General features: G+C 38.7%; 11 protein-coding genes. 10 read left to right on the top strand and 1 reads right to left on the bottom strand.

Features of this window, described 5'->3' with window-relative positions; all coding sequences use genetic code 11:
* Positions 1–43 precede the first annotated feature (43 nt).
* Positions 44–682, top strand: coding sequence for a recombinase family protein (locus DP120_RS04410; protein WP_112222168.1), 639 nt, complete (start codon positions 44–46; stop codon positions 680–682).
* Positions 683–968: 286 nt separating this feature from the next.
* On the opposite strand, the gene DP120_RS18600 is transcribed toward DP120_RS04410, so the two are convergent.
* A complete protein-coding gene (locus DP120_RS18600; protein ID WP_205854501.1) occupies positions 969–2,357 on the bottom strand; it encodes a phospholipase D family protein in 1,389 nt (462 codons plus the stop codon).
* 279 nt (positions 2,358–2,636) lie between these two features.
* Here DP120_RS18600 and DP120_RS04400 point away from each other — a divergent pair, with 279 nt between their 5' ends.
* The 9 genes from DP120_RS04400 to DP120_RS04360 all read left to right on the top strand — a co-directional run bounded on the left by DP120_RS04400 (position 2,637) and on the right by DP120_RS04360 (position 13,849).
* Positions 2,637–4,304, top strand: a complete 1,668-nt coding sequence (locus DP120_RS04400; protein ID WP_112222166.1) for an Eco57I restriction-modification methylase domain-containing protein — start codon at positions 2,637–2,639, stop codon at positions 4,302–4,304.
* A gap of 700 nt (positions 4,305–5,004) precedes the next feature.
* Positions 5,005–6,513 (top strand): DUF1846 domain-containing protein, encoded by a 1,509-nt coding sequence (locus tag DP120_RS04395; RefSeq protein WP_112222164.1) that lies wholly within the window; start codon positions 5,005–5,007, stop codon positions 6,511–6,513.
* 267 nt (positions 6,514–6,780) lie between these two features.
* The gene (locus DP120_RS04390; protein ID WP_112222162.1) at positions 6,781–7,287 is read left to right on the top strand and encodes a hypothetical protein; all 507 of its coding nucleotides are present in this window, start codon (positions 6,781–6,783) and stop codon (positions 7,285–7,287) included.
* A 359-nt stretch (positions 7,288–7,646) separates the two neighbouring features.
* Entirely contained in the window at positions 7,647–8,495 is an 849-nt protein-coding gene (locus DP120_RS04385; RefSeq protein ID WP_112222160.1) for an NAD-dependent epimerase/dehydratase family protein, read from the top strand.
* Positions 8,496–8,532: 37 nt separating this feature from the next.
* Positions 8,533–9,372: an aldo/keto reductase gene (locus DP120_RS04380; RefSeq protein ID WP_112222158.1), complete on the top strand. Its 840-nt coding sequence runs from the start codon at positions 8,533–8,535 to the stop codon at positions 9,370–9,372.
* A 207-nt stretch (positions 9,373–9,579) separates the two neighbouring features.
* Positions 9,580–10,023, top strand: a complete 444-nt coding sequence (locus DP120_RS04375; RefSeq protein WP_112222156.1) for an SRPBCC family protein — start codon at positions 9,580–9,582, stop codon at positions 10,021–10,023.
* Positions 10,024–10,056: 33 nt separating this feature from the next.
* Positions 10,057–10,539: a nucleoside deaminase gene (locus DP120_RS04370; RefSeq protein WP_112222154.1), complete on the top strand. Its 483-nt coding sequence runs from the start codon at positions 10,057–10,059 to the stop codon at positions 10,537–10,539.
* A 372-nt stretch (positions 10,540–10,911) separates the two neighbouring features.
* Entirely contained in the window at positions 10,912–12,306 is a 1,395-nt protein-coding gene (locus DP120_RS04365; RefSeq protein ID WP_112222152.1) for an L-cystine transporter, read from the top strand.
* A gap of 349 nt (positions 12,307–12,655) precedes the next feature.
* On the top strand, positions 12,656–13,849 hold the full coding sequence (locus tag DP120_RS04360) for a DUF4317 domain-containing protein (protein WP_112222150.1): 1,194 nt from the start codon (positions 12,656–12,658) through the stop codon (positions 13,847–13,849).
* Positions 13,850–13,945 lie beyond the last annotated feature (96 nt).

Here is a 13,945-nt window from a genome sequence, read left to right as displayed (position 1 = left end):
TGAATATTTAAAATTAATTCGAAGATTAAAAGGAGTGGTTATAGTGGAAAAAAAGACTTTTTATTATATACGAGTCTCCAGTAAAGATCAAAATGAAGCAAGACAGCTTGCTGAGATAAAAGGCTTAGGAATTAATGAACGAGATGTTTTTATCGATAAAGAGAGCGGAAAAGATTTTAACAGAACTGGTTATCAAACTTTAAAGAAATGCTTACGTGAAGGTGATTTATTATATGTTAAATCGATTGATCGTTTTGGTAGAAATTCGAAGGAAATAAAAAGAGAATGGGAAGAAATAACTCAAAGTATTAAAGCAGATATAAAAGTTTTAGATATGCCCTTGTTGGACACAACTCAGCATAAAGATATTTTAGGAACTTTCGTTAATGATTTAGTGCTTCAAGTATTAGCATTTGTAAGTGAGCGAGAAAGAGAAACTATACTACTACGTCAGTCGGAGGGGATTGCAATTGCTAAAGCAGAAGGTAAACATTTAGGGAGACCTTCAATAAGTTTAAATAGTCTTTCGCAATCCCAACTTCAAACTCTTAGTGAAAAGTATGCTGTCTGGAAAGCTAGAGAGATTACGGGAACTTACTTTGCAGACTTATTAAAACTAAAAAAGAATACTTTTTATAAAATTATAAAAGAATTCGAGGGTATTGAGAGAAATAAAAAATAAATGATTTTACGCCGTGTATTACGTTATTTACAGGGTGTAGTTTTAACCTTTTGTTGCATGTAAATGTTCACACAGAGGATAGGCACTTCCATCTCTCTAATCGAAGCCCTTAGCGAAAATATATAATAAAGATCTGCAAAGAAATAATCCCTTGTCTTGATAGTGATCGGAATATAAGGTAAAATCTTCATTAATAAGAACTTATGTTCTGTTTTTTAAAAGGAATAATAAATGAGGTTATCAGAAATAAAACCAACTAATAGAAATAGTTGGTTTTATAATTGTATTAAATTATTCGAATGAAAAAGTCGGTAGTAGTGATTTGGTAGAGTTCAAGGGTGCTTCCTCTTAAATCTCTTGTCCTCAAGGCTGCATTGGCACTTCCCCAGTGCAATAAGGTTGGGACATTCCCTTGGCTAGCGACCCGGTGTGGAGCATGGCTGATCATTAAATCATAAGGACCGTGATTTACGCCGAAAATTTCTATTGTGAAAGTTCCTATTGCTTCCTCTTTCGGGGGTGAAATACTACTCCAAGATAAGGACCCAAATATATCATTTCTAAAATAAGTTTGCCAAGGAATTAAGTTGCCCCTTACCTCAAAATCAGCTTGAGAAAGGCGGAGATTCCCGGTTCTTTTAGTGCTACTGCCAGGAGAAACATATTGAGCGTCAGATTGTGATAAATCTAATTTCCTCCATACAAGCACACCTGGAGGAGCAGTACCAGGAACAGGAGCAGTACCAGGAACAGGAGCAGTACCAGGAACAGGAGCAGTACCAGGAACAGGAGCAGTACCAGGAACAGGAGCAGTACCAGGAACAGGAGCAGTACCAGGAACAGGAGCAGTACCAGGAACAGGAGCAGTACCAGGAATAGGAGCAGTACCAGGAATAGGAGCAGTACCAGGAACAGGAGCGGTACCAGGAACAGGAGCAGTACCAGGAATAGGAGCAGTACCAGGAATAGGAGCAGTGCCAGTACCTGGGGGAATTAAGGACGAACGAGTATGATTGGTTGGCCTTAAACTAGCTTGTATTCTTGGGGTAGGTGTACTCGTACCGGAAGCTGCTGTTCCAGAGGTGCTGCTTGAATTAGTAAATGATCTAGAAGGTGCATTTTCATTCTCTAATTTACCATTAAGAAAAAGAGCATCAATGTCTGTGACATCATTTATTCTTTGAACGTTATTAGGGTGATTAGATATTAAATCATTAAAAGGCTGAGTAAGAGAATTTAATAGTTCGGAATCCTCTGTAACAGTTAAATCTAAGGAAATTACTAAATTTCCCTCGAAATTTCTAGATAAACCAGCACCAGTAAAATTTGAACTTCCAATAATAATGTAAGCACTATTTGGACTTAGTCCAAGATACATTTTAGGATGGAAAATGATATCAGAACTCCCGGTGTCTACTGTAAATACAGTCACTCCTAGATTATGTAATTCTAATATAGCTTGATAGGAAGTTACTCCATTATCTATTGCAACATAAAAAGTAGTATTGTGAGCAAAACTTGATAATTGAGACTGAAAAGCTAAAACAGCATTGCTTCTCAAGTAAGCGGTACTAAAAATAACATTGGACGGGTTAGTAGCAAATAAATTAGTGATTTCACTTTCTGTATTAATTGTCGGATGAATACCTTGTAAATAAAAGTTTAAATTAGCCATCAATATCTCCTTTCTTTTTTATAACTTAATTGTAAAATTTATGCATACTAAATACAATATCACATAAAAATAAAAATAAATTATTAGTCATGGAATAATTTAAAAAGAAAAGCTAATTCTAATTAAATCTAGTATCACTTTTTTCTTGCATTATATTTCTTAAGCTTATACACCTCGTTGATGTTAGGTTTTTGTATATTACATGAAGAACGAATGTACTTTATCTAATTAATATTACTTTATTTAAAATATGTTAGAATCAAGGAAGGTGATAAATAAATGAGATTAAGAGAAAATGCATCAGTTGAGAAATTGGCAGGCAGGTACTATACTCCTTACGAATTAGCAGAATTCATTGTTAAATGGGGTACTTCGGATATCGATGTCCAGAATATATTAGAGCCAAGTTGTGGGGATGGCGTATTTTTGGAAACTCTGCGAAATATTGATTTAAAGTTTAACTGTACAGCAGTTGAAATATTCGAAGAAGAGGCCCTTATAGCTCAAAATCGATTGATTTTAGATGATAGATTTAATATTGTAGTATCAGATTTTTATGAAAGATATACTAATTTTTTACAGCACGAAAAATATCAATTTATAATGGGTAATCCGCCATATATCAGGTATCAATATCTGTCTCCAGAACAAAGAGATATTCAATCAAATATTCTAAAAATGAGTGGAATGAATGCAAATAAATTAATAAATGCCTGGGTTGCTTTTGTAGTAGCTGCTATTAATGTAATGGATGAAAATTCTAAGATAGGATTTATTATTCCAGCCGAATTATTACAAGTGAAATATTCTGAACAATTGAGAATGTATTTGATGAGAGAGCTAAGTGAAATTACTATTATTACTTTTAACGAATTAATATTTCCTGATGTAGAACAAGAAGTTGTAGTTTTAATGGGAAGAAAAAAAGCAAATCATATAGGTAGCCATGTTATGAAAATACTAGAGTTCGAGAATGTTCGTGATTTAATAACCAACTATAAGCATGTAGATTCAACTAGTCATTTTCAAGCTATAGATATGAATACAGTAAAATGGACTAAATATTTTTTGAATTTAGAAGAGAATAAATTAGTTCAAGAAATTAAGAACAGCACTAACTGCTTAACTTTTGGAGAAATTGCAGAAGTAGATGTTGGCATAACAACCGGAAATAATAAGTTTTTTTGTGTTGATCATACGACTGCTTTAGAATATGATCTATTAAAAGTTTCAAGGCCATTAATTGCTAGGAGTGTTAATATTCCCGGTGTAACCTTTGGAAATGAAGATTGGCAGTTCAATATCCAAAAAGGGGCTAGAACTTATCTTCTGGATTTTAATAATATTTCAGAAGATCAATTAACAGAAGGACAAAGAAGATATATAAGGCAAGGAGAAGAAAATGAAGAAAATGTGGGTTACAAATGTCGGATTAGACAGAGGTGGTATGTAGTTCCTTCTATATGGGAACCAGATGCATTCTTTTTAAGAAGAAACTACCACTATCCTAAATTTGTAATCAATCAAAATAACACAGTAAGTACAGATACGATGCACCGTGTAGCTTTTAATATAGGAATAGATTCTAAAAGAGCTGTTTTATCATACTATAATAGTATAGGTTTTGCTTTTACAGAATTGGAAGCAAGAAGTTATGGTGGTGGAGTATTAGAAATCCTACCGAGAGAACTAGAAAATGTTCGTATTCCTAATTTGTTCGATATAGATATAGAAGAAGAAATAGTAGACATGCTTTTTGATGCTCTAAATAATACAATTCGTGAAGAAAGAAATATTGAAGAAGCACTAGATTTAATCGATGAACTAATTCTTGTAGATCGATTGAATTTTTCAAGAGAAGACATTCAAGCTTTTAGAGGAATATGGCACAAACTAAAGAGTAGACGATTAGGTCGTGGAATCAATCCTGAAATAATAGAAGTCTAATGTATATGTGATATTTATGAATATATTTTGAGCCTTAGCAAAGTGAAAATTGCTAAGGTTTTATTATTAGTAAGATAATGAAGCTATTTCAATAGATTTATTCCCAGAGAGTAAGGTAACAAGTAGACTATCAGGAGATTTAAAATCATAAAATACTGTTTAGTTTTAAAATAAATTAGTGTAGCTTAAGGAGCTTTTAATTAAAAAGAGAAATTACAATTTTAGTTCGCTTAAGCTAATATATTTATAAAAATTATATTTGCCGAATTGACCGTGTTCTTGGGTGATGTTCGGTGAGCCGTATCATAAGTAAATGAGGTTTATACTATTAAATAAACTCTAACTTATATATGATTTTTCCAAATGCTAAAGGCAATTCAGTTTTTAAACCGAATTTTAATGTTTTCTTTACACCGATAAATCAAATTAATTCAGTTATTGAAACTATCTAGTGGAAACAGGTTTTTATCATTTGGATATGCTAACATTGGGTTAAATTCTGTTATTTTAGTCGAATACATCCATGGTAAGGCTACTGTGCTTATTGGGATAACCCAAACAATGAAGCAATTGGACCGATTTACTTTTTTTCAAAAATTTATAATAATAAAGAATGGATTTTTATTTGGTAGTATCTCTCAAGGCGTTTTTATCACTCGGGTTAAGAGAGCTTGAAGCATAGAAGGCGGGACTGAAATTAATGAAAAAAATTGGATTTGATTCGGAGAAATATTTGCAGGAACAATCAACCTACATCCTAGAACGGGTGCAGCAGTACGATAAACTTTACTTAGAATTTGGCGGAAAATTGATAGGCGACAAACATGCCAAGCGTGTCTTGCCTGGATTTGATGAAGATGCCAAAATCAAACTATTGCATACGCTGAAAGAAAATGCGGAAATCATCATTTGTGTGTACGCTGGAGACATCGAACGAAACAAAGTCCGTGAAGATTACGGCATCACTTATGACCAAGATGTCTTGCGCTTAATCGATGAATATCGGGCATATGGCATTTCTGTCAACAGTGTGTTGATCACGCGGTATCAAGGGCAACCAACAGTCAAAGTATTTATGACAAAGCTTGAGAGAAGCGGAATTAGCGTCTGTATTCACCGCGAAATCGAAGGTTATCCGACAAACGTGGACGCGGTCCTTGGGGAAGAAGGATTTGCGACGAATCCTTATATTAAAACGACAAAGCCAATCGTGGTAGTAACGGCCCCTGGCCCGGGCAGCGGAAAGCTTGCCACCTGCCTTAACCAAATGTACCATGAGAATAAACTGGGAAATGAAGTCGGCTATGCCAAGTTTGAGACTTTTCCAGTTTGGAACTTACCGTTAAAGCACCCGGTAAACATCGCTTATGAAGCGGCTACCGTCGATTTAAAAGACGTAAATATGATTGATAATTATCACTATGAAGCATATGAAAAAGTAGCGGTCAATTACAATCGTGATATTGAGACGTTTCCTGTCATCAAACGGATCATCGAAAGGATTACCGGCAAAGCGTCTGTTTACAACTCACCGACTGATATGGGGGTTAATCGTCTGAAATCAGGCATCACGGATGATAGCGTTGTACAGGAAGCTGCCAAGCAGGAAATCATTCGGCGCAGTTTCGTCGTAGAGAACGATTTTAAAAAAGGGCTTGCCGATGAAGACAGTGTACGCCACATGCAAGTGATTCTCGAAGAGACCGGTTTAAAGAAAGAGGACCGGGCACCTGTATTGCCGGCCCGTCATTATGCGAAAGCAATCCAAGCGCAACTTGACAGTACGAATTTACAAGCCGTAATTGCGATGGAGCTGCCGAATGGAGAGATGATCACCGGTCGAACGACAACGTTGATGGATGCTTCGGCAGCCGCGATTCTGAATGGGTTGAAGAAATTGACCAATATTTCCGATGAAATTGATTTGTTGTCGCCGATGATTTTACAAACGATTCAACGTTTGAAAACCGATGACTTGAATAGCCGCGTCCCGACATTAAGCGCCAATGAAGTGCTGATTGCACTGGCAATCAGTGCGGTCACCAATCCTACTTCTGAATTGGCTTATAAGCAGTTGCCAAATTTAAGAGACACCCAAGCGCATTCTACGGTTATATTGAATAGAGAAAACGAACAGACCTTTAAGAAGCTTGGTATCGACATCACCAATGATCCGGTATATCCAACTGAGAACCTATATTACAATTAGATTTTAGAAAACACCTGCCTTTTTCTTCTTACATAGAAGTCTGAGGCAGGTGTTTTTCATTTATAGAGCTTACTAGAAAGGTTCATTCTTCTTTTAATGAGAAGACGGCACCTTTTTGCTTTATTGAATTAATCAAGCGCTACTTGCGAAAGACTGTAAAAAATAACTTTACTTCACCAGACAGGAAATAAACCTCTCTATGTTAAATAGTTAAGATAATCCTATCCTGCTTCGTGAAATCTTTTAAACTTTCAGGATCGCCGGCTTATGCTTTATGAATACGATTTAGACAGCTTTCAATCGCAATCGTCTTATTTAAAACTACGTCATCCATCTCTGAAAACACTGCACTTATACTCATTATTAATAATAAGAATATACTTCCGAAAAGTAATTGAAGAAGAGCTAAATTCAACCTTGATTTATCAAATTGAAGATTTAAAAAATATTACAATAGAAGCCCGTGAAGTTTTTGAGCTATCTTCAAGTGTTTTGGTGACAGTAAATAGCGCAAAATCCTTATATAATTCCATACAGGAAACGGGGAAAAACACACTGGATGCAGTTCAGTTTTGGAAAGACAATAAAGAGATTGCTGAAATTGAAACAGATATAAAAAAGGATTTTAAAAAGGATTTAGCAGCTTCTCAAGAGAAGCTTGAAAATTTACCTGATGAATTAGCTTTACAATCCATAGACACTGTTACATCAATAAATAATATTCAAAAGGAGCTGCAAACTATAAAGGTAGCTCAAATGATCATTAGTCAATAAAGATAAAGGTATTAGAATCCTTCTTTTTAAACTTTTGAATGTAAATTATAAATGAAGGACCACACGCTAAATAGCGAATAGTAAAAGACGATTCCTAATAAATCCAGGAGTCGTCTTTTGCTATTACTTTCAATCTTCAAAGATTTTAAAGTCGGCAAAATAAACTTCGTTCAAAGCAGAAAATCTTTAGAAAGCTATAGAACTGTAAAATTCCCTTTATCAATTATTTGAAAATAAAGAAACTTATTCGTATACTTAGTTCGGGGTATAAACAAAGTGGAATGAGAAAAAATTTTATCTGCGCAATACAAAAAATATAGAATATCTTATGTTACGGATCAGAAAATGGAGGGGTTAGATTGAAAAAGATAGTTGTAACAGGCGGAAGTGGCCTGCTTGGCCGAGAGGTTATAAAAGAATTTTTAGACCATGGCTATGAAGTGGTCAATGCAGACATCAAGCATCCCAAAGAAGTTCTTTGCAGAACAGTCATAACCGATTTAACGAATCTGGGTGAAGTATATGGTGTACTGGCTGGTGCGGATGCAGTTGTCCATCTGGCGGCGATTCCGGTTGCATACTCACATCCAAACGAAGTGACTTTCCAGAATAATGTCATGTCCACTTATAACATTTTAGAAGCTGCTGGAAGCTTAGGGATTAAAAAGGCTGTAATCTCATCGAGTGAGTCGTCTTACGGGATTTGTTTTTCAAAGCAGGATCTGCAACCGCAATATGTACCTATAGATGAGGATCATCCGCGACTGCCTGAGGAAAGTTACGGTTTATCCAAGATCGTAAATGAAAACACGGCTGATATGATCCACCGCAGAACGGGTATGCAGGTGGTTTCCTTCAGATTGGGAAATGTCATTGCCCCTGAAATGTATCAGAATTTCCCTGGTTTCATCCACGATCCTGAACAGCGAAAAACGATTTTGTGGAGTTATATTGATACACGCGATGCGGCTGCTGCTTACCGATTGGCTGTTGAGGCTGATGGACTCGGTTCCGTCGCCCTTAATATCGGAGCGGATGAAACGAGTATGGATATCGAGAGCAAACAATTGATGGAAACTTGCTATCCGGATGTAAAAGACTTCCGAAAAGAACTGACAGGCTTCGAGCCGTTATTAAACAGCGAAAAGGCGAAGAAACTGCTGAATTGGAAACCTGTTCATAAATGGAGAAACTATGTAAGCCTGTAAGCCCATGTATTGAAATTTTATAAAAGGAGTGATCAGTATGTTGAATCATATTCAAAGTACAACCACCTTACATAATGGTGTGAAAATGCCTTGGCTGGGCCTGGGTGTCTTTAAGGTCGAAGACGGGGAAGAAGTGGGGAATTCAGTAAAAGCCGCGCTTGAAGCCGGCTACAGAAGTATTGATACGGCCGCCATCTATGGCAATGAAGAAGGAGTCGGCAAAGCGATTGCTGAATCCGGTGTACCCCGAGAAGAATTATTCATTACGACAAAAGTTTGGAACGCCGATCATGGCTATGAAGAGACCCTTGCTGCTTTTGATGCAAGTATGAAGAAACTGGGCTTGGACTATTTGGATCTTTATTTAATTCACTGGCCGCTTCCTTCTCAAGGGAAATCACCAGAAACCTGGAAAGCGCTTGAGAAGCTTTATAAGGACGGACGTGTCCGGGCTATTGGAGTGAGTAACTTTAAGGTTCATCATCTTGAAGAAATTATTGCAGATGCTGAAATAACGCCGATGGTCAATCAAGTGGAATATCATCCCCGGTTTAATCAGCAGGAATTGCATGATTTCTGTAAAGCGCACAAAATTCAACTTGAAGCGTGGTCTCCTTTAATGCAGGGAGGATTGCTTGATGATCCTATTTTGATTGACATTGCGGCAAAATATAATAAATCCACTGCCCAAATTATTATCCGCTGGGATATGCAAACGGGAGTAGTGACGATTCCAAAGTCAGTAAAACCGCATCGTATTGCTGAAAATGCGGATGTGTTCGATTTTGAGCTTTCCCCGGAAGATATGGACAAAATCAATGCCCTTAATAAGGATCAGCGTATGTTTGCAGATCCGGATGAGTTTGACCGGGTATAGGTGCTGAATGAAGACTTGAATCATCATGGATTTCACGGTCCATTGAAATGAGTTCATAGTGAAAGAACGGACACAGCTGCAACACCTGAGTTGCCATTGCACACAATCAAACATTGTTATACTAAAGGAGCACCAGAAGCTGCGTAACAGCACTGGCTGCTCTTTTTTTACATATGCTATTCTTTAGTCAGAGAAGGAGTGAGCAACATGGCTTTTAAGGAAAGCGTATATATTGATGCACCTGTGGAAACCGTATTTGCCATCATAACGGATTTTGAACAGGCTCCAAAGATTATGGATAATGTAATAAAAGCGGAAAAGCTGACAGAGGGAACTCTGCAGGTAGGAACTCAAATCAAGGAAACCAGAAATGTAAGGGCCAATGAAATAGTTACCGTCCTTCATGTCATTGAATTTATTCCAAATCAAAAGTATACGGTGAAAAGTGAGAGTGGAGGTATGACGGTGATATATCAGTATCAGTTCCTGGCCAATGAGAATGGAACGACCGTTGACTTCACTGGCTCAATAAAATCAAAAGGATTGAAAAATGCTTTTATCAGACCTTTTTTCGAAAAGATCTTAAAAAAAGAAGATGAGAATCATTTGGTGAGGTTGAGGGAGTATATTGAACAGGAAAAAACCGACTGAATTCCATTGAACATTTACGAGGAGGGCTCAAAAATGATCACCGAAACCGATTTAAAACATTTGCACCGTTGTGTGGAATTGGCGGAAACGGCTTTGGAGAAAGGCGACGAGCCGTTCGGATCCGTGCTGGTTTCAGCCGATGGCGAAGTGCTTTTTGAAGACCATAACCATGTGGCGGGAGGCGACCATACGCAACATCCGGAATTTGCGATTGCCAGGTGGGCGGCCAATAACCTGTCTCCTGAAGAACGAAGCAAGGCGACGGTTTATACGTCTGGCGAACATTGCCCGATGTGTGCAGCGGCTCACGGCTGGGTCGGTCTTGGCAGGATCGTATACGCAAGTTCATCTGAACAATTGGCCGGCTGGTTAAGTGAGTTGGAGGTTACGCCGTCGCCTGTCCGGAATTTGGCCATTGAAGATGTAATTAAAGCCCCGGTAGTCGATGGCCCGGTCCCTGAATTGGCAGAACAAGTCCGTCTGCTCCATCGCCAGTTACATGCAAGGAGAAGGTAAACAGGTCGCTTTATAAACGTGTACACTGTTTACATACCATTATTCATGCCAGTTATTTTTATAATTAGGAGAGCATCTGAAGCTGAAGAACAGCTTTAGATGCTCTTTTTTTGCAGAGTGGTTTTTCTTTAAAATTCAATCCACAGGAAGAAGTCTGCTGGAAAACAGCACCGATTTTTCTACTGTGAAATTCAATTTTCAGTTGCAGAAATTGCCTAGATGAATGTCACAAACTTACAAAATATTTTTATATATGACTTTGACACAAATAAAATAAAGAAGTAAACTATTCTGAGTGGATTAGTCGGATTAACGCGTTAAAGTGTTTGCGTTTCGATTAATTCTATTACAAGTGAAGGAGAGTGGATACAGGTGGATATTTTGTTTGTTTTATTGAATGTTTTAATTATGCTCGCACTTATCGGTATTTTATTTTACATGCAGAAAAAACATGTTTCTTTCAGTAAACGTGTACTTACCGGGCTAGTTCTTGGTATATTGCTGGGGACATTTTTGCAGATGGCTTATCAGCCGGACTCTGCGGTAGTCAGCACCACCACTGACTGGTTTAATATTGTCGGCAGAGGCTATGTAAGCCTATTGATGATGATTGTAATCCCGCTTATTATGGTGTCGATCATTCAGTCGATTATCAATTTGGATAAGTCTTCTGATTTAGGGAAAATGTCAGCATGGATCATCGGTATCTTGGTGGCAACCGCAATGGCAGCAGCACTTGTCGGTATTGCTGCCGCTTCAGTCTTTAACTTGGATGCTGGACAAATCCAGGCCGGACAAGCGGAAAGTGATCGGGGCATCGCTTTGGAAGAAAGATTAGGTACGGTTGAAGATATGACGATACCACAGCAAATCTTAAGTTTTATCCCGTCGAATCCATTTTTGGACATGACAGGCGCCCGTGCCACTTCCACAATCGCAATAGTCATTTTTTCAATTATTGTCGGGGTTGCTGTTCTTGGAGTCCGCAGAAAACAAGAAGAGCAGGCACAGGTTTTTATTAATTGGATGAATGCCATTTATGCGATTGTAATGCGGATCGTTACACTGATCCTTCGGTTGACGCCATATGGTATTTTAGCGTTGATGGCAAATACAGTCGCAAGCACGAATGTCGGAGGAATTCTGGAATTAGGTAAATTTGTGGGGGCTTCTTATGCGGCCTTATTAGCGATGTTTATTATACATTTAATCGTAATCGGCTTGTTTGGACTCAATCCGTTAACATTCCTCCGGAAAGTACTGCCAGTGCTCGGCTTCGCCTTTACATCACGCTCGAGCGCAGGTACGATTCCGCTTAATATTCAAACGCAGAAAAATAGCCTTGGAGTAGATCAGGGCAGTGCCAATATGTCTGCCTCATTCGGGGCGACCATCGGTCAAAATGGATGTGCGGGAATCTATCCAGCGATGTTGGCTGTTATGATCGCTCCATCGCAGGGAATCGATCCATTCACTCCTATGTTCATCGCTCAATTGGTTCTGATCGTTGGAATAACCTCGTTTGGTATTGCCGGAGTTGGCGGCGGTGCAACTTTTGCAGCGTTGATCGTACTTTCTTCCATGGGTCTTCCTGTAGCTTTAGCGGGTCTGCTTATTTCTGTAGAGCCATTGATCGATATGGGCCGTACAGCATTAAATGTAAATGGAGCAATGTTATCAGGTACATTAACTTCCAAGATCATGAAGAAGCTCAATATAAAAACATTTAATGATACTGGGACAATAGAAAAAGAAGTGACTATTTAAAAGCTGTGCTTTTCCTGGTTCCCTAAATGAACAAAATGAAGTGAAGGACCTCTATCAAATGATGGAGGTCCTTTTAAAATGAATCTTTATCAGCGGTGGCTCCGTTCAGGAAAATGTTCCAGGCATAAATTGGCTTCTTTGTTGATATTGGAACAATGACGGAAGTCAGGAAGTGGGTGAATCGAAAAAACAAAGCTGCTTCCGATATTAGAAAACTGACTTTTAAGAGCAGCCCTTTCTTCGCTCCAAAACTTGTTATAATGTAAGAGCACCAAAAGCTGACTCAGCTTTGGATGCTCTTTTTTTGTACGCAACACGGATTTTACTAGCCAGGGAGTTGGAATAAAAGATGAATAAGAAAGACATAGCCGATATCCGCAAACGGTTTAAGCTGGATACGGATTTATTGAAAATCGCTGAAATTTATAATGTATATATCCAAAAGGAAAGCAGTGAAATTTTTCACGAAGAGAGCCGCTCCTTTTCTTTATTGGACCGCGAGCAGCAGGAACTGTTTCTTGCTAACTTCAAAAAGGTATTGGGCGGAAAGCTGGATCAGAAGCTGTTTGAAGTGAAGTTCCAGCCACAGGAAGAAGGACAGACGGACCACACGCAGCATCTTCTTTATGAAGGGCTTGAGGCGGATGACACGGCCGAGTGGCAAGAGAATATGCAGCATCTTGCGTTGAAAATGGTGCAGGACAAGCAGTATGAAAAGGACATGGTCGTCACGTTCATTCGAGGGACTTATTTTAAGGCGACAAAGCGCGAGGCGGATGAAACGGAAATCGATATGCGTGATGAAGTGTTCACGACGCCGTTCATCTTGTGCAGCATGAACACGACCGAGCTGCCGAAAAGTTCGCTGGTGTTCGATTTCGTCGAGAAGGAATTCAAGTCGAACCTGGTGACGGATCCGGTCATCAAATTGACTTCGCCGATCGGTGGATTCCTGTTCCCGAGCTTTACGGACAACGCAGCCGACATTCATCACGTACTTTACGCGGCGAGCAAAGCGAATAAACCGGATTTCCAGTTTATCGAGAATGTGCTGAACGGTGATGAAATCGTCACGGCCGAGGAAGACAAAGCGGTGTTCGAGGAAATCGTCAAAGCCGTCATCGGGGACGAAGTAAATTCGAAAACACTGGCCAATGTTTACGATGAAATCAACGCCATGCTGGTGGTCGATGAGGAGTACGACGACGAAGACGAAGATGCACCTGTACTGGATGCGAAAGAGATGGAGCGTGTGCTGAAGGCGAGCGGCGTGAAGGATTTGAGCACGGAAAAAGTGGAGCGGGCATTCCAGCAGGTCGTAGAAGACCGCAATTACGAGATGAAAGCCAGCCACATTGTGCCAAGCTATGCTTCAAAATCGATTAAGATCAGCACAAAAGTAGCGGATATCAAGATCAGCCCGCAAGACTTACGTTACGTCAAAGAAGTCAATTACAACGGCAAGCGCTGTTTGCTGATTGAAGTGGAAGAAGACACGATCATTGAAGGATTTAAGCTGATTGCTGAAGAGGAATTGGAGTAGAGGAGGAAGTTGGCTTTCTCATTCAGCACTTATTTTACAACAAAACGCTTTAAATTAAATTGACTTTTCAAACAACAGAATGTAGGATAATGAATA

The organism is Planococcus halotolerans (assembly GCF_003289955.1).
In the GTDB taxonomy this organism is placed as follows: Bacteria; Bacillota; Bacilli; order Bacillales_A; family Planococcaceae; genus Planococcus; species Planococcus halotolerans.
This window is presented reverse-complemented; position numbering and strand designations above follow the sequence as displayed.

Coding starts and splice junctions, on each gene's coding strand:
- DP120_RS04400 (WP_112222166.1), top strand. CDS start 2,637: ATGAGATTAAGAGAAAATGCATCAGTTGAGAAATTGGCAGGCAGGTAC.
- DP120_RS18600 (WP_205854501.1), bottom strand. CDS start 2,357: ATGGCTAATTTAAACTTTTATTTACAAGGTATTCATCCGACAATTAAT.
- DP120_RS04390 (WP_112222162.1), top strand. CDS start 6,781: ATGCTTTATGAATACGATTTAGACAGCTTTCAATCGCAATCGTCTTAT.
- DP120_RS04380 (WP_112222158.1), top strand. CDS start 8,533: ATGTTGAATCATATTCAAAGTACAACCACCTTACATAATGGTGTGAAA.
- DP120_RS04395 (WP_112222164.1), top strand. CDS start 5,005: ATGAAAAAAATTGGATTTGATTCGGAGAAATATTTGCAGGAACAATCA.
- DP120_RS04370 (WP_112222154.1), top strand. CDS start 10,057: ATGATCACCGAAACCGATTTAAAACATTTGCACCGTTGTGTGGAATTG.
- DP120_RS04375 (WP_112222156.1), top strand. CDS start 9,580: ATGGCTTTTAAGGAAAGCGTATATATTGATGCACCTGTGGAAACCGTA.
- DP120_RS04360 (WP_112222150.1), top strand. CDS start 12,656: ATGAATAAGAAAGACATAGCCGATATCCGCAAACGGTTTAAGCTGGAT.